Annotated in this window: 20 protein-coding genes and 3 pseudogenes; 19 read left to right on the top strand and 4 right to left on the bottom strand. The window is 37.1% G+C overall.

What is annotated here, in order from left to right; translation table 11 throughout:
* Position 1: 1 nt before the first annotated feature.
* Positions 2-2,017: a V-type ATP synthase subunit I gene (locus DYY66_RS01970; protein ID WP_255495986.1), complete on the top strand. Its 2,016-nt coding sequence runs from the start codon at positions 2-4 to the stop codon at positions 2,015-2,017.
* Between the two features lie 2 nt (positions 2,018-2,019).
* Here the strand turns inward: DYY66_RS01970 and pyrI are convergent, their stop codons facing one another.
* On the bottom strand, positions 2,020-2,481 hold the full coding sequence (gene pyrI, locus DYY66_RS01965) for an aspartate carbamoyltransferase regulatory subunit (protein WP_166285737.1): 462 nt from the start codon (positions 2,479-2,481) through the stop codon (positions 2,020-2,022).
* A gap of 43 nt (positions 2,482-2,524) precedes the next feature.
* On the opposite strand from pyrI, the pseudogene pyrB reads away from it, so the two are divergent.
* Positions 2,525-3,459, top strand: a pseudogene (pyrB, locus tag DYY66_RS01960) (aspartate carbamoyltransferase).
* A 10-nt stretch (positions 3,460-3,469) separates the two neighbouring features.
* Here the strand turns inward: pyrB and DYY66_RS01955 are convergent.
* On the bottom strand, positions 3,470-3,853 hold the full coding sequence (locus tag DYY66_RS01955) for a CopG family ribbon-helix-helix protein (protein ID WP_166285735.1): 384 nt from the start codon (positions 3,851-3,853) through the stop codon (positions 3,470-3,472).
* A gap of 190 nt (positions 3,854-4,043) precedes the next feature.
* Between DYY66_RS01955 and DYY66_RS15700 the strand changes: the two are divergent.
* The 7 genes and pseudogenes from DYY66_RS15700 to DYY66_RS01925 all read left to right on the top strand — a co-directional run.
* Positions 4,044-4,551 (top strand): annotated as a pseudogene (locus tag DYY66_RS15700) (metal ABC transporter substrate-binding protein); the annotation flags it as partial.
* A 51-nt stretch (positions 4,552-4,602) separates the two neighbouring features.
* A pseudogene (locus tag DYY66_RS15695) lies at positions 4,603-4,795 on the top strand (metal ABC transporter substrate-binding protein); the annotation flags it as partial.
* A gap of 1 nt (position 4,796) precedes the next feature.
* The coding region (locus DYY66_RS01945) for a metal ABC transporter solute-binding protein, Zn/Mn family (RefSeq protein ID WP_218583566.1) at positions 4,797-5,090 on the top strand (294 nt) is incomplete at its 5' end.
* Entirely contained in the window at positions 5,081-5,884 is an 804-nt protein-coding gene (locus DYY66_RS01940; protein WP_166285731.1) for a metal ABC transporter ATP-binding protein, read from the top strand. The genes DYY66_RS01945 and DYY66_RS01940, both read left to right, overlap by 10 nt.
* A 20-nt stretch (positions 5,885-5,904) precedes the next feature.
* Positions 5,905-6,741, top strand: coding sequence for a metal ABC transporter permease (locus tag DYY66_RS01935; RefSeq protein ID WP_309223954.1), 837 nt, complete (start codon positions 5,905-5,907; stop codon positions 6,739-6,741).
* 77 nt (positions 6,742-6,818) lie between these two features.
* A complete protein-coding gene (locus DYY66_RS01930) occupies positions 6,819-7,688 on the top strand; it encodes a plastocyanin/azurin family copper-binding protein (protein ID WP_166285729.1) in 870 nt (289 codons plus the stop codon).
* 362 nt (positions 7,689-8,050) lie between these two features.
* The gene (locus DYY66_RS01925; protein ID WP_166285727.1) at positions 8,051-8,596 is read left to right on the top strand and encodes a plastocyanin/azurin family copper-binding protein; all 546 of its coding nucleotides are present in this window, start codon (positions 8,051-8,053) and stop codon (positions 8,594-8,596) included.
* A gap of 31 nt (positions 8,597-8,627) precedes the next feature.
* Here the strand turns inward: DYY66_RS01925 and DYY66_RS01920 are convergent, their stop codons facing one another.
* The gene (locus tag DYY66_RS01920; RefSeq protein ID WP_218583565.1) at positions 8,628-9,746 is read right to left on the bottom strand and encodes a SpaA isopeptide-forming pilin-related protein; all 1,119 of its coding nucleotides are present in this window, start codon (positions 9,744-9,746) and stop codon (positions 8,628-8,630) included.
* Between the two features lie 91 nt (positions 9,747-9,837).
* Between DYY66_RS01920 and DYY66_RS01915 the strand changes: the two genes are divergently transcribed.
* The 4 genes from DYY66_RS01915 (at position 9,838) to DYY66_RS01900 (ending at position 13,275) form a co-directional block, all read left to right on the top strand.
* The gene (locus DYY66_RS01915) at positions 9,838-11,349 is read left to right on the top strand and encodes a hypothetical protein (protein ID WP_166285725.1); all 1,512 of its coding nucleotides are present in this window, start codon (positions 9,838-9,840) and stop codon (positions 11,347-11,349) included.
* A 68-nt stretch (positions 11,350-11,417) separates the two neighbouring features.
* Positions 11,418-12,164 (top strand): rhomboid family intramembrane serine protease, encoded by a 747-nt coding sequence (locus DYY66_RS01910; RefSeq protein ID WP_166285723.1) that lies wholly within the window; start codon positions 11,418-11,420, stop codon positions 12,162-12,164.
* A 90-nt stretch (positions 12,165-12,254) separates the two neighbouring features.
* A complete protein-coding gene (locus DYY66_RS01905) occupies positions 12,255-12,431 on the top strand; it encodes a 4-oxalocrotonate tautomerase family protein (RefSeq protein ID WP_166285721.1) in 177 nt (58 codons plus the stop codon).
* 34 nt (positions 12,432-12,465) lie between these two features.
* A complete protein-coding gene (locus DYY66_RS01900; protein ID WP_166285719.1) occupies positions 12,466-13,275 on the top strand; it encodes a carbon-nitrogen hydrolase family protein in 810 nt (269 codons plus the stop codon).
* Here the strand turns inward: DYY66_RS01900 and DYY66_RS01895 are convergent.
* The gene (locus DYY66_RS01895; RefSeq protein ID WP_166285717.1) at positions 13,265-13,723 is read right to left on the bottom strand and encodes a DNA topoisomerase; all 459 of its coding nucleotides are present in this window, start codon (positions 13,721-13,723) and stop codon (positions 13,265-13,267) included. The genes DYY66_RS01900 and DYY66_RS01895 overlap by 11 nt on opposite strands.
* 63 nt (positions 13,724-13,786) lie before the next feature.
* Here DYY66_RS01895 and DYY66_RS01890 point away from each other — a divergent pair, with 63 nt between their 5' ends.
* From DYY66_RS01890 to DYY66_RS01865, 6 genes are all read left to right on the top strand, one after another.
* Positions 13,787-14,941, top strand: coding sequence for a thiolase domain-containing protein (locus DYY66_RS01890; protein WP_166285715.1), 1,155 nt, complete (start codon positions 13,787-13,789; stop codon positions 14,939-14,941).
* Positions 14,942-15,017: 76 nt separating this feature from the next.
* On the top strand, positions 15,018-15,383 hold the full coding sequence (locus DYY66_RS01885) for a Zn-ribbon domain-containing OB-fold protein (RefSeq protein ID WP_166285713.1): 366 nt from the start codon (positions 15,018-15,020) through the stop codon (positions 15,381-15,383).
* Between the two features lie 304 nt (positions 15,384-15,687).
* Positions 15,688-17,784 (top strand): anaerobic ribonucleoside-triphosphate reductase, encoded by a 2,097-nt coding sequence (gene nrdD, locus DYY66_RS01880; protein ID WP_166285711.1) that lies wholly within the window; start codon positions 15,688-15,690, stop codon positions 17,782-17,784.
* Between the two features lie 220 nt (positions 17,785-18,004).
* The gene (locus DYY66_RS01875; RefSeq protein WP_166285709.1) at positions 18,005-20,662 is read left to right on the top strand and encodes an adenosylcobalamin-dependent ribonucleoside-diphosphate reductase; all 2,658 of its coding nucleotides are present in this window, start codon (positions 18,005-18,007) and stop codon (positions 20,660-20,662) included.
* 54 nt (positions 20,663-20,716) lie between these two features.
* Complete coding sequence (locus DYY66_RS01870; protein WP_166285707.1) at positions 20,717-21,841, top strand: beta-galactosidase; 1,125 nt, start codon at positions 20,717-20,719, stop codon at positions 21,839-21,841.
* A 26-nt stretch (positions 21,842-21,867) separates the two neighbouring features.
* A partial coding sequence (locus DYY66_RS01865) for a hypothetical protein (protein ID WP_166285705.1) occupies positions 21,868-22,802 on the top strand: 935 nt, incomplete at its 3' end.

Below are 22,802 nucleotides of genomic sequence, written 5' to 3'. Positions count from 1 at the left end.
TTTGGTTCTAAAACCAATACCGATGCAAAGAATTGCAGTGCTTGGGCTGCGAAAAGAAAGACAGACTGTAGTCTCTATTTTACACGATCTCCATGTTGTCCAGCTTGAATCATTATCAAAGGATGTTGCTACACTTGTACGAAATGAACGTGATAATGAAACATTCAGACAAGTCTCAGATCAGCTTTTGAGAATGAAGGCATTTAAAACAGTCCTTCCACCAATTGCAGCTGCACAGTGCCAACGATTCACTTCCGTAGACCAAATAATTCAAGCTGCCAAGTCCGTTAACGTTGATGATAAGGTTGCAACTTTGGAAAAAGAAAAAGAGCATCTTCTAACACAGCTAAAAGAGACTGAAAATAATACTAAACTAGTTGAGGAATTTTCATTTTTCCCAGAGGACTTTAATGTTCTTCAACTAAAAATGGCCCACTCTTATTTTGGTAGAGTAGATTCCAAAAACTATGCTGCCTTCAGAAAGGCACTAGATGTCAATAGCCAAGACGTCTTTGTCTATCCAAAAGAAGGAAAAGATATCACAAATCTAGTCCTTGTTACATTTCCAAATTTTCCGCCACATGCGCTTGCTACCGTAGTTCAAGAATATGACGTAAAGTTAGAGGCAGTTCCAAAACTAGATGGAAAGGCAGACCAGCTATTACAAAATCTCAAAGCAAAACATGCTGATATCTCTAACAAACTAAAAGAAGTAGAAAGACAATTAGGTGAAATCTCAAAATCTCATTATGTCGATATAGTATGCATTGAGGAACAACTCGAGATTGAAAACAAAAAGCTTGAAGTTGTTGATAACCTAGGAGTCACATCTGACTCTTTTGCCCTTGAAGGCTGGATTCCAAAATCAAAAGTTGGTCAACTAAGAAGCGTCTTTGAGAAAAATACCAAAGGTACTATGTTATTTGAACTTGAAACTGACGAGCATCCACCCACACAATTTGACAATCCAAAAAGATTCAAACTGTTTGAGGCCTTTATCAGATTCTATTCTTTACCAGAAGGCAAAGAATTCGATCCCACACTAATCTTTGGTATATTCTTTCCAATATTCTATGGTATGATGGTAGGAGATGCAGGATATGGGCTGTTTATACTTCTAGTATGCAGATGGGTCATTCGAAGAATTGAAGGTGGAAAGAGAGACATTAACATCATGCCTAGTATGTTGAGCAAATTTGCATTGAATATACTAAAGAGACGACAGATGGTAAAACTTGCAAAAGCAATGACACCTGGTGCTATCATTGCAATAGGATTGGGATTTGTGTTTAACCTCTACTTTGGATTCCATCTTAACGGCTATCTATTTGGTTTTCTCAATACTCATCTAGGTTTACATCTACCTGCAGACGGAACAATATTCAGTCCAATTACTAGTCTACGAAAACTATTGCTAATCGCTGGATACATTGGTCTTGGAATGGTAACATTTGGTCTAATTCTTGGTATCTTGAACAGTATACGTGAAGGTCTCAAAAAACATGCAATTGGTAAAATGGGCTGGTTGCTCTTTGGCTGGGGTGTAGTACTCTTTGGTCTTGCATTAATGCATCACCAGCATGTCAACCCAGTACACAGCATGACAGGAGCAGCCTACATAGGTTTGATGATAGGTGGAATCGGCTTGATGTTTGTAGGAGAAGGCCCAAGGGCAATCATGGAGTTACCCTCTATTGTTAGCCACATATTATCATACACCAGACTTATTGGAATTCTTTTGGCATCAGTTATCTTGGCTGATGTAATTGACTTTATCTTTTTTAAAACATTACATCATGGAATTCCTTTCATTGTTCTTGGAACGATGATACTCTTCATAGGTCACATATTCAATATCATAATTGGTGTCTTTGAGCCAGGTATCCAGGGAGCCAGATTAGTCTATGTCGAATTCTTTTCAAAATTCTATCATGGTAATGGAAGAGCATTCAAGCCATTTGGAACCGCAAGGAAATTTACCTATCACCAGTATGAATTACAAGCAGAAAAGAAATAATTCTAATAATATTTTAGTTCGTTGACATCCAAAGTTCTTGTGCAATATCTGCATCTTAGAACAAGTCCTGTTTTGTCAACAACATCCATGATTGGCTGTATGTCTTCATCACTATTTGTTATACAGTCTGGATTTGAACATCTAAAAATTCTCTCAATCTGATTTGGCAAAGCAACACGTCTCTTCTCAACTAACTTGTAATCTTGGATTATGTTTACCGTTGCCTTTGGAGCAATAAGTGCAAGCTTGTTTGTATCCTTGTCTTGTAAAAATTTATTTTCAACTTTTATAATGTCTTTTTTTGCAACCTTGGAGCTTGGTACATTGAGTGCAATTGTAATCACATTTCCGTCGCTACCATCTATTCCCAATGCACTTAACACTTTCAAACCTTTTCCAGATTCTATGTGATCAATAACAGTTCCATTCTTGATCCTTCTTACGATAAGATCCGACTCTGACATTGGAATAGTTTGTATACTACTCATATATAATAGTGAATTGCTAATGAGCAATTCTTTTTTCCAAAAAGATATTGTCTCAGTGAGAGATTTTGATAAACAAAAGTTTGAAACTGTTTTCCAAGCAACCGACAAAATAATTGGAATGAACCAAAATGAACGAAGGGAAATTGTGCGAGGAAAGACACTTGGATATCTATTTTTTGAACCTAGCACTAGAACCAGGCTAAGCTTTGAGGCTGCCATGGCCTCAATAGGCGGCACCTCGCTTGGAATAGCTGATGCTTCCTCATCGTCTGCAAAAAAGGGCGAAAGCCTTGCAGATACTGTCAAAATCATGTCTTTGTACTCTGATGTCCTATTCTCAGGCACCAACTTGATGGTTCTAGCAGGTTTGCAGCCGAAATATCAGAAAAACCACTGATTAATGCAGGAAGTGGTACAGAAGAGCACCCAACACAGGCAATACTTGATCTTTACACAATTAGAAAAGAAAAAAAGAAAATTGATGGCCTTAAGATAGGAATTGTCGGTGACCTAAAATATGGAAGAACAGTCTACTCGCTCTTGTATGCTCTAAGTAATTATAGTGTCGATGTAAAATTGATATCTCCTCCATCGCTTAAAATCCGTGCTGATTCAACCTATGAAATAAGAAAAAAATTACAATACACTGAAACTACTGATTTGGAAGAAAACTTGGATGACCTAGATGTCATCTATGTAACAAGAATACAAAAAGAAAGATTTGCTGATATCGAAGAATATGTCAAGGTCAAAGGTAGTTATAAAATTGGTTCAGAACTAGTAAAGAAAGTAAAAGATGATGCAATCATAATGCATCCACTACCACGTCTTGATGAAATATCGCATGAAATTGATTCTGCAAAACAAGCTAGATACTTTAAACAAGCCCAATATGGAAAAGACACACGCGCAGCGCTTTTGGCATTGATTCTAAATGAAAACGGAATCGTATAAAAAATAATTTTTACATCGTAACTAGTTTTACATTATCCATCTTCTTGTTTGTCTGAAAGTCTCGTGTCATGATACTGATCTTTTCAGCATCTCCGTGTAACAAGAAAAGTTCCATGCACTTGTTTCCATCTACTTTACTATGAAGATGAGTACCAATCAAATCTTCATGATTGTGTTTTATTCCTGTTACAACTTGCTCTGATTCTTCATCATGGACAATCATGAGTATGGCATGGATTAGTCCAGATAATGCTCCATGCTGTTTTTCTTCAGCAACTAAATTTCTTATACCTGCGCGAATAATCTCAGACCTGCCAGAAAACCCCATAGTTTTCTGTATCCTGTCCAATTCTGATAGAATCTCGTCGTTTAGAGAAATTGAGACTATAGGCATGGATACAACTGTTATTAAGTATCTTATAAGTTTAGCAGCAATAGTTATTAAGATTTTGTAAATTTATTAATAACAATGAAATAGCTTTAGTGTTGAATAAACTCAAGGCAGGAATAATTGTAGGTGTGGCAGTTGCAGTGGCAATAATTGCAGCCATAGTTTTATCAAGTTCCAATGTTTCTCCACCGGNCGAAACTCAAAGTAGCTGCATCCTTTTTCCCATTGTATGAATTTGCAAGAAATGTTGGTGGCAATAAAGCTGAAGTTTACAGTTTTCTTCCAATTGGAAATGAGCCACATTCTTGGGAGCCAAGTATCCAACAGATTGAGGAACTAAAGGGAACAAAACTTTTCATTTACAATGGAGCCGGTATGGAAGCATATCTTTCAAAATTCATGGAATCTGGAGAATTTGCAAACATGACATTTGTCAAGGCCTCTGATGGCATTACTCTATTAAAAGCAGATGCTGCAGAAGATGACAAGGAAATCTTGGCGCAGGGTGGAATGGACCCACATGTATGGAATGATCCAATATATGCAGAACAAGAAGTTACAAATATTAAAAATGCAATGAAAAAAGCAGATCCTGCAAATGCTCAATACTATGAAGATAACGCAAATGCATACATTGCAAAATTGTCTGCACTAGACAACAGCATAAAGACTGGATTGTCGCACTGTAAAAAAGATACTTTNGGAATGATCCAATATATGCAGAACAAGAAGTTACAAATATCAAAAATGCAATGCAAAAAGCTGACCCTGCAAATGCACAATATTATAACGATAACGCGAATGCATACATTGCAAAGTTATCTGCATTAGACAACGACATAAAGAGTGGACTGTCACACTGCAAAAAAGATACATTTGTATCGTTTCATAATGCCTTTAATTATTTCTCAAACAGGTATGGTGTACACGATGTCTGGATTACGGNTATGGTGTACATGATGTTTGGATTACGGGAATTGCACCAGAAGCAGATGTACCTCCACAAGATATACAAAAAGTGATCCAGATTGCAAAGGACAAGGACGTCAAAGTTATATTTTCAGAAGACTTGGTGGACCCAAGACTTGCAAATACGCTTGCAAGTGAAGTTGGTGCACAGGTAATGGTATTGAGCCCACTTGAGGGAATAAATCAAACTGAACAGCAAGAAGGAAAGACATACTTAGATAAATGGCATGAAAACTTAGACAATTTGAGGATGGCTCTAGAATGTCAGTAAATGCGTTAGATGTTGATAATGTCTCAGTAAGCCATAATGGTATTTTGGCAGTAAATAAAATTAGTTTTAGCGTTCAAGAAGGAGACCTCTTAGGAATTGTTGGACCAAATGGAGCAGGCAAAACCACCTTGTTCCGAGCAATTCTTGGATTACAAAATTATCAAGGAAAAATCAAGTTATTTGGATATGAAGGACATTCGTATACTACATTGCTTTCAATGGTAGGATATGTACCACAAAAAGTAAATTTTGAACCTAATTTTCCTGCAACTGTCTATGATGTGGTTTCAATGGGAATTTTACCCAAAAAGAAGTTGGTTAAAGGTGCTGCATTGATACAAAGTTGTGGCTGCTGCTGGAATAGGATATTTTCTACATCTAGTAAAGACCATGAAAAAATAGAAGAATCACTAAAAATTGTAGGATTGGAATCATTCAAAGACAGAAGAATTAGTGAATTATCTGGAGGAGAGCAACAGAGAGCTTTCATTGCAAAATCTCTTGTCAAAGAACCATTGTTGATGATATTAGATGAACCTGTAACTGGGGTAGACATGGATGTACAAAACAAATTCTATTCAGTGCTCAGGAAAATAAACAAAGAAAACAAGATCACTATAGTGTGGTCTTCTCATGATCTTACTGCAATTTCAGATCTTGCAACCAGAGTAGCATGTATGAATAGAGAATTATTTTTCCATGGAGAGAAGGAAGAATTTTTTGCAAACAAGGACATGCTTAAAACATATTCTGAATCAGCTATGCAGCTGCACATGCATAAACATGATATGTGATTTTGATGGTTCCTGATATCTTGTCTTATGGTTTTATGCAAAGGGGTCTTCTCACTGGTATAGTGGTCTCAATCACTTGCTCTATGATAGGATTGTTCTTGGTCTTGAAACGGTATTCTCTTTTTGGAGATGCTCTCTCACATGTTGCATTTGGTGGAATAGCACTTGGATTCTTTCTTAACATTTATCCCATCTGGACTGCATTTGCTGTTTCCGTTTCTACTGCTCTTGGTATTACAAAATTAAGAAAGAGCACCAAAATATCTGGAGATGCTGCCATAGCAGTATTGTTGTCATCAGGCTTTGCAATGGGAGTATTGCTCATTAGTGCATCCCATGGTTTTACTATTGATCTCTTCAGTTTCCTTTTTGGAAGTATCTTGTTGACAAGTGTGCAAGATGCATTACTAATTGTAGCAGTAAGTTGTGGTGTTATTGTAACACTAATTGCTATAAGAAAACCATTGATACATTTCACGTTTGACGAAGAACAAGCAAAAGTTCATGGAATACCTGTTGAAAAGCTAAACTATCTATTTGTGGCCTTGGCAGCAGTTACCGTAATTGCAACAATGAGACTAGTTGGAATATTGCTCATATCTGCACTAATAGTATTGCCAAACATAACCAGCATAATGATGGGTAAAGGATTCAAAAATACGATGCTAATTTCTATTTCCCTGTCTGTTTCAGCAGTAGTTGCAGGCATCACCCTATCCTATTACTTCAATCTGGCTCCTTCTGGAACTATAGTCATGCTGATGGTTGCAATGTTTGTTGGAACATTGATAGCAAAACATTTTGGCATGTTTTCTACAAAGTCATTAGACAAGCATAATTTGTCTATAGTTAGTTAATCTCTCATTCCACAGAACAAAATCATCATGAAATAATCTAAAACATATTTTTATACATTGGACACGATCTTACGGCAATGAAGTCAAAACCAATTGGCGCACTATTTGGTCTTTTGGCTCTAGTTGCTATTTTAGGTGTAGCACCAGCATTTGGACAGACAGCAAATGAAGTAGACATTCAAGCAGGCGCAGGATCTAGCGCAAATGCAGCATGTGTTACTACAAGTAATTGTTTCTCTCCAAATCCTATAACTGTTGCACCTGGAACAGAAGTGACATGGAAGAACGGCGACACCGTAAGTCACACAGTGACAAGCGGTAAAGTCTCCGATGACAACGCCGGTTCACTATTTGATAGTGGACTCATCAAGAAAGGCGCAGAATTCAAATTCACTTTTGCAAATGCAGGCACATTCAATTTCTTTTGCACTGTACATCCATGGATGGCAGGCCAAGTAATTGTAGGAGCAGCATCAGCTGGCGGAAATAATACAAGCGGAATGACAACATTAACTGCTAAAGCTTCTGATGGTACCGCTGTAGCAATAAGTACTAGCGGTCCAGTCAATGGACAACCACTGTCAATAGATGTATCATTTACAGATGCTAGTGGAAATAAAATACATCATCAGAACTATGCAATTTCTGTAACGCAAGATGGAAATAATGTTCTATCAAATTCAGCTGGACATACTCATACAGGTGATGATACACAAACCAGCAGTACAAATCTTTCATCTGCTGATCCGATAGATGTACAGATAACACTCAATGGTATTGGATTGCCTACAGTAGATCCTGCCACCTGGACAGGTGTTAAAGGTGAAACACTTAGCTTTACACATATTGTACCAGAATTCGGTCCAGTAGCATCAATAGTTCTGGCAATTGCTGTTATGAGCATGGTAGTGTTTGTTGCAAAAACTAGAGGAATTCCAAAATTCTAAACTTAACTCTACTTTTCTTTTTATTATGAAGCACTAGTACAAGTGGATTATAGTTGATTTTCTAAATACTGTTAACAATACTGAGAGCATATTTTAGAGAACTATCTGAGAGATTTTTATAGTAGCTCTATATCNTACGATGCTAATTTCTATTTCCCTGTCTGTTTCAGCAGTAATTTCAGGCATCACTATATCGNTAAAATCCCTAAGGGCCAGAAACAAATTTACTCGAAAGACAAAGCCAATAGTACCTTAATTCATCCTAAAATCAAATCTGATTTTGGTACATATTGTCACTGATGATTTTATTTTGATTATAGAATTTGATCATCTTTTTAAGATCTGAAGCATTACACAAAACAATGAAGTCAAAACCAATTGGCGCACTATTTGGTCTTTTGGCTCTAGTTGCTATTTTAGGTGTAGCACCAGCATTTGGACAGACAGCAAATGAAGTAGACATTCAAGCAGGCGCAGGATCTAGCGCAAATGCAGCATGTGTTACTACAAGTAATTGTTTCTCTCCAAATCCTATAACTGTTGCACCTGGAACAGAAGTGACATGGAAGAACGGCGACACCGTAAGTCACACAGTGACAAGCGGTAAAGTCTCCGATGACAACGCCGGTTCACTATTTGATAGTGGACTCATCAAGAAAGGCGCAGAATTCAAATTCACTTTTGCAAATGCAGGCACATTCAATTTCTTTTGCACTGTACATCCATGGATGGCAGGCCAAGTAATTGTAGCAGCTAGCACCACACCAAGTACAAATACAACAACTACAACACCAGCTAATACAACTGCTGTACCAGAATTCGGTCCAGTAGCATCAATAGTTCTGGCAATTGCTGTAATGAGCATGGTAGTGTTTGTTGCAAAGACTAGAGGAATTCCAAAATTCTAAACTTAACTCTACTTTTCTTTTTATTATTTTTCTAAGAACCTGGTTGAGGTTCGACTGTAGATAATGATATGGCATGATCGTCAATCAAAACTCCAACTCCTACTGAGACATCTTTTATCCTGATCACAATTTTTGCCAAGTCATCATCAGAAAGTGAGTATTGTTTTGCAAGTGCATCTTTTACTTTCTTTTCCGTGTCTGATATCTGATTTAGGCCTGATGGAATTGATATGTCAAGAGTCTTTCGCGTCATGTTGGTTGGAATCTTTCCGCTTTCATCCTGTATTATGTAAAATGAGATCTTATCCACAATTACCTCATGAGGAAGCATATCCAATGCATTTGCAGTGTAAAATGCTTGTACATCTAATACGTTGATGTCACTTGAGGAACTTGTCATGGTCATTCCACCATTAAACATTGAATCTAATGGAACATTAACGATGGTAAATCCTTCTATGAAATTTTCATTGTTATTTCCAAGTATGGCTCTGATATCATGACACGTTATGCTCTTTGATGTCTCAGAATCCATCTTGAGTAAAATAGCATTTGAACTAGGGCCATTGTTGAGCACAGAATTCCAAAAAACTTGTGTTGGGAACTTTTGTTTGTTAAATAAACTAATGTCTGTATCGTAATGACCAGGCCTTAGCGGTCCTTCTCCAGCATATATGGAACCACATTCAAACTTGGTTGTATAAGTAACACTTTTTGATCCAAAAGATGCAACAGCGTTGTTGACTGGTAGATCAGTAAAAGTAGCAACACCAGATGAGTTGTTCACCTGAATTGTTTTTTGCATCTGATCAACACTATATCCTGATGTAATTCTTGTCTGAATTATGCTGTAATTTCCATTTTTTATTCCTGACAAAGTAACTACACCATCTTTTTCTTTGTCAGTATCATCGGCAGAATTGTCTGTAATTGTATAATTTCCTGTACCTGTAAATGGATTTGGCGAGATTACAAATTGGCCCCCGCCAACTAATTTGTTATCACTTGATAGTGTAATTATCGTTAATGATGAACTCTGGGCAAATGCAGTATCTCTTGAATGATAAATTTCTGAACTTGATATCAGATATATTGCTAATATTGTGATAGATATTGCAAAAATGGATGATATTTTTGACCATCTTTTCATTTCATAATTTTATCTTGTCTTGTTAATAATTTTATGTGAAGTAACGTTGTTGCTCAAGAATTAAATAGGTTAACAGATCACTTTTCAATTAATGCAGCTTTATGTCAAGAGTATATTACCTATAGTCCTTGGCGTGTTTGTTTTGTTATCTGTAGTTCCATTTATTCCTCAACAAGCATTCGGTGACGGTTTTACTCAAGAAAATGTACAGGCAAAAATTGGTGACAGAGTTATTACAGCTTTCATTAAACTTAATCCTCCAATTATAACATCTGATAGTTCGGAAGACAAAACTCTACAGTTTAGATTCTTTGACGCAAATACCAATACCACAATAAAAAATGTCTCATTTTTCATCAATGCTACCAAGGGAGACAAAATCTTGATGCATGATTTGTTCTATACTCATTCCGGATATCTTACAATTAAATTCCAACCTGGTGACTGTCCATCAGGAATATGTACAGTGTATGGAAATCCCGACCCCGTACTGGGCGGATGGGGATCAGAGACAAACGATGTAACTGTACTTTCCCCAATACTCGCAGAAGGAGGTCTATATCATCTTCATATGGAACTTTTGGCTCTTGACTTTGCTAATACGTTGCTTGATCCATCAAATCCGCCAAAATTTGACTCCTATCTAAGTGTGGGAGATGTATCTATGCAAGATGTTACTTATCAAAATAATCCATACAATACTACACTAATTTCCTACTATGACAAAACATCAGACTTTAACTTTGATCAATCAACAAAACAATTTTCTTGGAAGATGCCATTTGATTGGAATGTAAATAGATTCCAAGACCGACCTATATTCATACATGAAGAGTTGAGAGTTCCAAAGTCATTGACAGCATTCTCAGACACTCCTACATATGCTGCAAGTGCACAAGGATATGCTCTTACTGGAAGCAGAATAATTGTTGATCCATATACAATTGGAGATTACATGATAGTCCACCTGTTCCTAAACAAACTTGACTTGGTAAACATGGCAAAAACTATTCCAAGTGGAACTTCAAGTATTGAATTCAAAGTAGCACCTGAAAAACCAAATGTACAATCATCAGCTTCTTTGTTGACCGACTTTGGAGGCTGGCATGTAAAGCTTGGATGGAATCCTAAAAACTTGGAAGCAGATTCACAAAACAATCTGAATATCAGCTTCTACGATTCATTTACAGAAAAACAGGTAGCTGGTGATGTGGATTATGATCTACAGATACTTGACAAAGATCAAAGCGTATTGTGGTCAAAGAGTGATGCCATTGCACAAAATGGCGCAGGTACTCAAACAATAAACTTGCCAGGTAATGGCATCTATGGCATTGTTATCAAGGTAAAATCAATCTTTAACAACGGTGTTCCTGATACGTCAAGAATTGGCATGGCCAGAGGAAATGTTGTCATACCTTCTACCGTAATGGATAACGACGCATTGACCCAAACTGATGGGCAGTCTGGTAATTCATCTAGCATAACACCAGATAACGCAACTGTACCAGAATTCGGTCCAGTAGCATCAATAGTTCTGGCAATTGCTGTTATGAGCATGGTAGTGTTTGTTGCAAAGACTAGAGGAATTCCAAAATTCTAAATTTTGATTTTCTTTTCTGTATAACTCACAAAATGCTATTATAGAAATTAAAGTGAATTCATTATTACATGCTACCTCTCAGAGATGAAAACCCAAAACCTGTAGGATACAGACCCTATGTTACATATTCATTAATTGCAATTAATGTTCTAGTCTTTTTTTGGGAAATAGCGGTAACTCATCAAGTCTGGGAGTTTACAAACAGACAAGCAGAAAATATGTTGTTGAGTTATGGTACTATTCCAAGTAATGTTGTACATGGTTTAGCAAATCACAACTATGGTGTATTTACTTCTATTTTCAGTTCCATGTTTCTCCATGCAGGTATAATGCACATTGGAGGCAACATGTTATTTCTTTGGATATTTGGAGATAATATCGAATACAAATTTGGAAGGGGCAAATTTCTAGCACTCTATCTTTTTTGGGGTGTTGTAGCTGACTTTTTCCATATCTTGTCAGATCCTTCAAGTCAATTGCCAGCATTGGGAGCCTCTGGTGCAATCTCTGGAGTACTTGGTGCTTATCTCATCATATTTCCAAACGCAAAAGTTGTCACACTAATGTTTCTTGGATTTTTCACCAGACTGATTAGAATTTCAGCCAAGTGGTATCTGCCGTTCTGGTTTATCTTCCAAAATGTCTTGCCAGCATTTATCGGGTCAGGTGGTTCAGGTGTTGCCTTTTTTGCACACATTGGAGGGTTTCTAATTGGATTGCTTGCCGGATACGTTTACAAAAAAACCCACAGCTCAGAGTTTACTTATGGTACACGGTATGGCTGGAAAGGTGGCGGTACCAAGTGGGGAACTTGAATCTACAAAATAACTCTTCGGTGTGATTCTAGTAAAAACTCAAGTTTGATGATTACCAAAGAATAAATCTTGTATGCCCATCTGTGATACATGCCTCTCATAACAATCTCAATGTATCCGGGCAGAACTGAAAAACAGAAAGAGGAATATGCAAAAGCCATCACAAAATCGGCAGTAGAGATTCTCAAGACAAAAGAAAGTCATGTAATCGTGGTTTTCGAAGAGAATCCAAAAGAAAATTGGTATATGGCAGGAAATCCTCTCTAAACACATTTTTATTTTATAATAATTCAAAAAACGTGTGACAAAAATTGCCGTAGTCCAAATGCGAGCTGCAACAGACAAGAAAAACAATTTAAAAAAAATTCTTCGATATATATCCCAGGCAGCACGCAGAGATGCAAAACTCTGCACTTTTCCAGAATTTATGATGTGTTACACATCATCTTCCCAGTCTGCTATAGATCTTGTAAACACTGCAGAAAAAATAAACGGAGAATTTGTTTCATCAATATCTGAAGAAGCAAAAAAAAATTCAATACAAGTTATTGGTACGTTGTATGAAAAAAGTCCAAAACCAAACAGGGTATATGACACATCTTTTCTTATAGGAAAAAATGGCAAAGTCATAACTACATACAGAAAAATTCATCTCTATGATGCACTTGGATTCAAGGAATCTTCAAAACTTTATCCAGGCTCATCAATTGTCAAACCCGTAAAAACCAGTGCGGGAAAAATGGGAATGATGATCTGCTATGATCTCAGATTTCCTGAGATGTCAAGAATGCTTGCCTCATCTGGTTCTGAAATTCTTGTAGTACCATCTGCATGGGTTAAGGGAAAAATGAAAGAAGAACACTGGATTACTATAAACAAAACAAGAGCAATTGAGAATGGATGCTATGTAATATCTCCAGATCAAGTGGGTAACATTTACTGCGGGAGAAGTCTAGTGGTTGATCCTTACGGGAAAATACTTCTTGATATGAAGAAAAAAGAAGGAATTGGAGTTGTTGATATTTCTCTTGATGAAGTAAAACAAGTAAGACAAAAACTTCCACTCTTACAAAATAGACGTACTGACGTTTACACCAATCTCAAGATTTAGTTCTGCTTGCGCATCGTATGTTAGAGCATTGTCGTGCCCACTTTTGTTTTCTAGAATATCTTTGTAAAATAATTGGCCACAAACAAATCTCGCATGAAATCTTTGTTGCACAGATCATACCTCTTTGAATCAGCGGAGATGATGCCCTGCAACCGTTGTAATAATTTGAACATCCTATGAATCGTTTTTTTGTTTGACGAGATCTTATTATGAGAAGTTTTCCTACATGACAAGCAGGACATTCCACAAGGCCATTAACAGGAGCGTTTGTCCCTAGAATTACATATTTTCGCTTCTTCTCTGACCATGAAAGATACCCATTCTTGTCATAGTACTGTTTTATCTCACTCTGAATTTTGCCGATGTTCTTCTTTGTTATCTTGACAGAATTTCTTGAATTCAGTCGCTTCTTGACAACAAGAGTAATTTGGTCTTTCAATGATACCATCTTGCTTATCGCATTAAAGAAACTACTGAAGAATTTTTATATGGAATCTGGTCAGCGAGATTTGTGGAAAAAGTCTGTCTTATTGGAGCTGGTAGTACAAAATATGGTAAATTAGAAGATAGCATTACTGATATCGCACTTCAAGCATCAGTTGATGCCATAGAAAGTGCAGGAATAGGACCAAAAGAGATCCAGGCAGGATACATTTCTAACGTGTTTGGAATTGCAGACAAGCAAGTCCACTTGGGTCCGGTCATAATGAGTAATCTCGGTATACCAGAAGTTCCATCACTTTCAATTGAATCTGCATGTGGAAGCGGTTCAGTTTCATTCAGAGAAGCATATGCAAATGTTGCAGCAGGATTCTATGATGTTGTATTGGCAACAGGTGTAGAAAAAGTAACTCATACAGGTACTGAATGGACTACAACATATTTCTCATATTGTTCTGATTTCTTTTATGAGGGAGGAGCAGGGGCTTCATTTCCTGGATTGTTTGCATCTATGGCAAGAGCATATCTTGCTGAATTCAAAGCAACAGAGGAAGATCTTGCAAGCGTTGCAGTAAAGAATCATGACAATGGACTTCTTAATCCAAAAGCACATCTAAGAAAAAAAATTACAATAGATGATGTAATGAAATCAGCAGTAGTTGCAAGTCCACTAAAGTTGTATGATTGCTGTCCATTTTCAGATGGAGGAAGCGCTGTTATATTATGTAGTGAAAAATTTGCAAAGGCACATACCAAAAACTATGTTGAAGTAATTGGATCAGGCAGGGGTGGATCACCTGCTGCACTGCAAGGAAGAGATCACATAACTACTATACCAAGTACAAGAATTGCAGCACAAGCTGCATACAAGATGGCCGGCATATCTCCCAAGGATGTTGATTTTGCAGAAGTTCATGACTGCTTTACAATTGCAGAGCTAGTTGACACTGAAGACTTGGGATTTTTCGAAAAAGGAAAAGCTGTTGAAGCTGTTAGAGAAGGAAGAACTAAACTTAATGGTGATATTTCTATCAACCCATCAGGAGGACTCAAATCAAAAGGTCACCCAATTGGTGCAACTGGAATAGGTCAAGTTGCAGAAGTTTTTGATCAATTAACTGGAAAAGCAGGTGATAGAACAGTCAAAGATGCTAAAATCGGATTAACACATAACTTTGGTGCAACAGGCGCCAGCTGTGCCGTACATATATTCAAAAGTGTATAAAATTGCTAACAAAAGAAGAGTTCTCCAACAATGCCAAATTAGGTAAGATTCCNCATATATTCAAAAGTGTATAAAATTGCTAACAAAAGAAGAATTCGCTAACAATGCCAAATTAGGTAAGGTTCTGACTAGAAAATGTACAAAATGTGGTCATCACCATCTTGTGACTACATATTTTTGTCAAAATTGCGGAAACAAAGGATTTGAGAATACCGTAGTTGATGGTAAGGGCTCCGTTGTGACTTATACAATAATCACTGTGCCTCCAGACGGATACGAAGAGTATGTTCCGTATGCTTGGGTAGTCATAAAATTAGATAATTCTGAATTGAGAATCTCTGGTTTTATGGCAGGCATAAAATCTCCTGCCGATCTTCCTCTAGGAACTAGAGTAAAAATCACAGGTTATGATCAACGTGGAATCATAATCGAAAAACAGTAAACCAAATTTACGAAACTGATTAAAAAAATTCGAAAAATCTCTTTTATAATATTTCCAATGACATTAGTTTGTAATGTCAGTCGATGTAGTTTGCGGAAGATGCGGAGCTAAAATTGCAAATATGCGTATGTTAAAATCAATAAAAGACGTAATGAGGCCGTATAACAGCAAATGTCCATCCTGTGGACATACACTTTCTCCATCCGAATTTAGTGTGGATGTACAGAAAAACTGATCTAAAAAGCTTCTTCTTACTATCAATTTAGTCAAAAATCTTAATTACCGATACCCTCTAGACAATTCCATGGAACTTAGCGAGGACTTTGGCGATCCAAAACGTGGTGGAATATTACAATCAGCATCAAAGCGTGTAAGAATGATCTTCTCTGTTATGGCAAGTCCAAACAGAATTGATATTTTACGTATACTAAACTCCAAAGGACCTCTCACTTATTCTGAATTAAAATCACTTGCCGGCTTTAAGTCTAAAAAAGAAAGTGGCAAGTTTGCATATCACTTGAGAAAATTACTAAGACAATCTCTTGTAGCCCTGAACAAATCTGAAAGGCGATATACTATTACCAATTTGGGAAAATTGGTCCTAAGTCTTGCAAGACAGATTGAGGAGCGATCTATCATTGAAAGTGGCAAGATGTACGTTAGGACTTCGCATGAATCCATAGAAGAATTCAATTCTCACAAGATCATTCAATCGTTGGTTCGAGAGGGTAGTCTCCCACTTGAGCTTGCTCAAAAAATTACCGAGGAAGTAGAGAATCGAATATACAAATTCCAAACATCATATCTTACATCCTCTCTTATACGCGAAATGGTCAACTCTGTACTCCTAGAACAAGGTCATGAAGATTACAGGCACAAACTAGCAAGATTTGGCTTACCTGGCTATGACATTCATGAGATGTTGACTAATGTAGATGGCATTCATAATGGAGTTGAAGGCCTGTTGTTTAAAACAGGACAGAATGTCTTTGGAGAATATCTCGTTTTAAATACTCTGCCTAAGGATGTGGCTGATTCTCATCTCTCAGGAGATCTTCACATTACTAATGCTGGATTGTGGTCACTTCTTCCAGATACCATATTTGTAAACATTAAGGAACTCATAGAAGAAGGAGTTGACTTGAGAGGAAAATTCCTAGGCGTAACGAGGACTTCATCACCAAGCTCATTAGATGACCTATTCACTTCCTTATCCTTACTTACTTGTCTTCTGATAAAAGAAGCATCACAAGAAATAGTGATGGATGGATTGGTTGCAGTATTACAAAAATATTCCAAGAATTTGCCTGAAATTGAAGAAAAACTTGCAAGTTGTTTTGCAAAAATATCTACAGGACCCAAATACGGAAAGAATGGAACACTTGCTTCATTTAGAATTTCTATAGGAACAGAACCAAAGATGGTTGGAACTGTTCTTCAAGCCTACAAGAAATATGTAAAGTCTACACCGCTTCCTTCGATAGGATTGATTATTGATTATGAAAAGGCCAAGATAAGCGACTATTCAGAAACTTTGGCAGATGTAATTGCCTTGGGTGGACACATTATGTTTGCTAAAGGATTAGTATCTAACAAAGGATTAGCACGAGGAGATACAAAGAATGTCGGAACGACTTCTATCAATCTAGAATCTTTATCGATCAATATGCCAAGACTTGCCTTTGAATCTAACAAAGACGAAACTTATTTCAGAGCAAGACTTGCACTGTTGATGAAACCTGCACTAGCAGCCATGTCTCTAAGAAAGAAGGAGATATCTGATCTAACAAGACGTGGTCTTAACCCAATACTTGCAAACAATACTCAATACATGCAAAAGGGATCGGTTACACTTGTTGTTAATCTGATAGGCCTCAAGGAGGCAGTTTATGGTATTCTTGGATATGAAAATAACAAGGCAGGACACGAAATCCTTGCCAAAGTGATAAACACCGCTATGGAGGTAGCCACAAAGAAAGGAAAAGAGATGGGCGACAATGTCATTGTGACCATGACTGAGAGTGATGCTGCAAGCCGTTTCTCGTCTCTTGATGGTGAAAAATATGGTAAAATGTCAATTAACAATCACGTAATGGGAGAATCGTATTCAGAAGGGGTTATTCTTGATGCCTCTGAGATGGCGGAGATGACTCCTAAGAACGAAAAGATCGTAGAATCTAATTATTTCTCAAAAATACTTAACGGCGGCCTCTTGGTCCAATTAAAGATCCCAGATGCAATGGATTCCTCAGGAATAAAGAAGGCAATAGAAAAGGCAGGTGATCTATTGGGATCTTTCAGACCTATCAAAAAAGTACCTATATGCAGTAACTGTGGTCTCAAGGAGGAAAAGATCGCTGAAAAGTGTTCTGTATGTAAGTCTCCTTACATACTAGCATAGCCTTCACACAGGAACGGCTAATAATTTAGTGAACAAAATTTTTGAATTAATTTCAGATTATATATCAAAATTTTATCAAAATTTATTTTACTGTAAGATGATCTAATACCATGGAAATCGTAACGGTGTCAACAAAATTGATCCAAAGTTTAGCTTTTGAAAATTATTTTTTGCCGCAGTGTTTAATTAACTGCCATTTGATAGGGGTAAGGGGAGTAATTTGACAGATTTTTCACAAATAGAAAATTCGATCATTCAAGTAAAGAAGCGCGATGGTCGAGTCTCGGATTTCCAAAGAGATAAAATTTCAAACGCAATCTACAAAGCACTTGTTGCTTGCGGACAATCAGATCATGGATTGGCAGACAAACTTGCTAATCATGTTCTTGCAAAACTCGTGAATCGAGGATTTTCTGGTTCTGAAGCACCAAGTGTAGAAGATGTTCAAGATATGGTCGAGTCTACTCTGATTGAAGAGGGACTTAGCGAGATCGCAAAGGCATACATCCTATACAGACACGAGCGACGAAGAGTCAGAGAAGAAAAGATGAAAGTACTTGAATCCAAGTCACTTGATAGTGTTGCAAAGAAATTTGATCTTAATTGCTTGAGAGTTCTTGCATCTAGATACCTGCTTAGAAATAACAAAGGCCAGATAACTGAAAGCCCAGGAGAAATGTTTGAAAGAGTTGCTATCTTGGTAGGCCTTGCAGATATCATTAGAGATCCATCTGTATTCCAACTTGAAGGAGGAAATACTCAAAATACAGAGGAAGCAGCACGGTACCTTGACAAACTTGATGACTTTAATTATAAATTCAAGATAGGAAAATACTATCTTAACAAATATCACTTTAGATCCCTGATAAACCACTACATAGATTTGGCAAAACATGGCCAGATGAAAGTCAGCTTTAGAGAATTGTTGACTATGTTAGCTGCAAACAAGTTTGAGCAATATACTGAACGAATCAAAGAAGGTGCTGATCTTATGGTTGCACAAGACTTTCTACCTAACTCACCAACTATGATGAATGCTGGTGCACGATTAGGCCAGCTTTCTGCATGCTTTGTGCTTGCAATGGAAGATGATATGGAAAAGATCATGAAATCATCATCAGACGCAGCATTGATATTCAAATCAGGAGGCGGAGTTGGAATCAACTATTCAGATTTGAGACAAGAAGGAGATATGGTGGCATCCACATCTGGAGTAGCCTCAGGTCCTGTCTCTTTTATGAACATCATTAACACAGTTACTGAAGTAGTAAAACAAGGCGGTAAACGAAGGGGTGCAAATATGGGAATCATAGAGGCATGGCATCCAGATATTGAAAAATTCATCACTGCAAAAACAAAACCAGGTGTTCTAGAGAACTTTAACGTAAGTGTAGGAGTTTGGGAAGACTTTTGGGAAGCACTAGTTAACTCAGCAGATGGAAAATTCACTCTTAGACATCCAAAAGACAAAGCTCCTGTGAGAGAAATAAATGCACATCACTTGATTGACTTGATTGCACTTTCTGCATGGAAGAGTGGTGAACCAGGATTGATCTTCTTTGATATCATAAACAAATACAATGTTTTTGCAAAAGCAAGAGGTCACCCAATACGAGCAACAAATCCATGTGGAGAACAAAGTCTCTATCCATACGAATCCTGCAATCTTGGATCGATCAATCTATCTAATTATGTCAAGAGAAAAGCAGATGGTCAATACGAATTTGACTGGCAACGATATGAAGAAACCATACGAAAGACAACAAGATTCCTTGACAACGTAATAGATGTTAATACATATCCAATTCCAGAAATTGACAAGGCATCAAAAGATTCTAGAAGAATTGGACTTGGAGTAATGGGAGTTGCAGATCTCTTGTTCAAATTACGAATTCCATACAACTCACAAGAAGGATATGAGTTCCAAGAGAAGCTTGCTGAAGCATTGACATACTATTCCATGGAAGAAAGTGTTGCACTTGCAAAGACACGAGGATCATTCCCACTATGCTCAAAAACAGAATATCCAGAAGGTAAAATTCCTGTTGCTGGATATTATGAGAAACCAAAGAGTGCCCGTACATATGACTGGGATGCTCTAATTGCCAAGATTCAGAAGCATGGTATCAGAAACGTTCTGACAACAACGGTTGCTCCGACTGGTACACTGTCAATGATATCTGACTGTTCAAACGGAATGGAGCCAATGTTTGCTCTAGTCTTTGAAAAGAGAGTTACAGTAGGTAGATTCTTCTACACTAACAAAATCTTTGAAGCAGTACTAAAAGAACATGGGTTATACACCGATCAAATTCTTGAAAAGATTGCAAACAATTATGGTTCAGTAAAAGGAATCGCTGAAATTCCAGAATGGATGCAAAAGATATTTGTCACAGCAATGGACATTCACTGGGCAGATCACTTGATGGCTCAAGGAGTATGGCAGCGCTGGATAGGTAATGCTATTGCAAAGACAATCAATATGCCAAATGACGTATCATCTGATGATGTAAAAGCTGCATATCTGCTTGCACATGATCTTGGTCTAAAAGGAATCACTGTATTCCGTGATGGCTCAAGACATGAACAAGTATTGCATATGACTGGAAACAATGTTCAAAAGAACTTCCAAGTAAGCCCAAGTGGTTATGTCACGGACTATATCTCAAAGAATGTCACAAACGCATATCTGAAAACTGAGATAGAAAGAGCACTTCAAATAAAAATTCCAGATAATCTGCAATCTACTCCGGCACCAGCACTTACTCCAGAACAAATGGAAGAAAGATTGTGTCCTACATGCAAAAACAACTTGGTATTTGCAGAGGGATGCAGTGTGTGCATAGAATGCGGATATAGCGGCTGTACATCTGGTTAGGATTTTTTTCCTAAATCAAAACTCTTTTAGTATCTCCAATTCTTGAGGGTATTGTTGAATAAGAAGCTCATTGGTGTTGCCATTGGAGCAGGAATTGCAATAACAATTGCAATAATTTTCTTTGTAATTCCACAATTACAAACTGGACCTGGACCAATTTCAGTTGGACCAATAAATTCTTCACATAATCCAAAACTCGGTCTTGTTATCATGCCTCCTACTCAAACACCAACACTTCAAGAGATCAAAAATGCATATGCTCAAGCAGCATCAACAGGAATTGGAAGGAGCAATGTCTATCTCTCTTGGCCTCTCATGGAACCAAAACAAGGAGCCTACAATTGGAGCTACTCTGATATTCTAATGGGGTTAAATCGTGAACAGGGCCTCAATGTCACACTTTACTTTTCTGTAGTCAACAACCAAATTCTAGGTCCATTTCCTACTTGGATGGGAAAACCACATCTTGATCAAAAACTTCAGGATCAAACAGTAACTACTCTTGATGCCATACTCTCAAGGTATTACATAGTAGATTATGTGATAATTGGCGGTAGTGTAGACAATTACTTTAGAGATAATCCTAATGAAATTCCACAATACGTGGATTTCTTCAATGGCGTATATGAAAAATTAAAAGTAAAGCATCCAAATGTCAAATTTGGAAACTGGTTTTCACTAAATGACATCATAAATCACAGCCAAGGTGATATTGTAGGAAAACTAAACCAAGGTGATTTTGTTGCATATTCTTATGCACCTGTAGACTTGTTATATTATCAAAGTACTAGTACCGATAAGGCTAGTGCTAATTTGCAAAAGATGATTGATTTTGCACAAGGCAAGAAAATAGCATTAATGGAGATTGGTTGGAGTACTGACCCGTCTCTTAATGGAACAAAGGAAGACCAACAAAAGTTTGTAAAAACAGTCTATGACTTTTACAAAAAGAATCAATCTGATTTTGAGTTTCTAACTTGGTACCGACAATATGATAGACCTGTTGATACCTGTTACAACTCACTAAACCAAGAGAGTAATTCAATATTTGGCAACAATGTGGTCTTGAATAATACTGCAGCATATCTATGTGGTACAGGTCTATTTGATATCAACAAAAACCCAAAACCTGCATGGGATGAACTAAAGAATCAGATACAATCTGTGCCTAACTCTTAATTATATAACTACGACCTTCTTTCTTGTTGAAGTATGTCCTGCTTTTTAGTCTAGTATTGATTGTAAATATTGTTCCTGCATATGCATTATACGAACCTCCAACAAGCGAAGAAAAAACCATCTTTGATCAGTTACTTGTCCAATTTGAGACAGTAAATGCACCAAAACAAGATGTATCTGATGTGATTGAAACGTTTCAAAAACAGATGATAATCACTTTTTCTTGTAACTTACATGATACCAATAATCAAGTTATAACAAATGTAAAAACTAGTTTGGCAAAGTTTGATGAAAATACAGTTCATCAAGATCTAGTTACGGGAGGCTCCTACACGTGGCATTGCTCTCAAACCACTCAAGATGGAAAGATTTCTCTAGATTGCAATAACGAACTTCGAATTAATCCAAAGGTAATATCAAATGATACCCAAACAGATCCGCGATTGCACAATATTGAAAATTTGGTCATACTATACCATGAACTGCTTCATGGTCAACTCATGATTAATGCCATAAAGGGTTCATCAATATGGCAACAGGAGGCATGTAACCTACAACCTGAAGGGAATATTGATTATTCTTTTGCTGACCCTGATCATAAAATAATAAACTATCTGCAAACACAATTTGCATCTGATCTTGTTGATAAAGCCGGAGGAAAAATGATTACAAAAGAAATCTCTTCTGACCAGACAAACAATGGAACATTTACTATCAAAGTTTTTAGCTTTACAGACTATCCTGCATTTGGAAATAGCTCAAAAATTACTTTAAGAACAAATAACATCTCTGAAAATTCATTCTTTCAAGTAAAAAATGATGTATTTCTAAGCGGCTATTTGAAAGATAACACAAAGCCTGGAATTGTGTGGGCCTATATTTTTAACAGTGAAAAAACGCAGAATATGACGCATGAATCTATGCCTATCTGGATAAAGAGAGTTGCAGGGTTGTGGTCAAG

The sequence above is a fragment of the Candidatus Nitrosotalea sp. FS genome (assembly GCF_011319475.1).
Taxonomy (GTDB): domain Archaea; phylum Thermoproteota; class Nitrososphaeria; order Nitrososphaerales; family Nitrosopumilaceae; genus Nitrosotalea.
The sequence above is the reverse complement of the archived record's forward strand: the minus strand, read 5'-3'. Positions and strand labels throughout refer to the sequence as shown.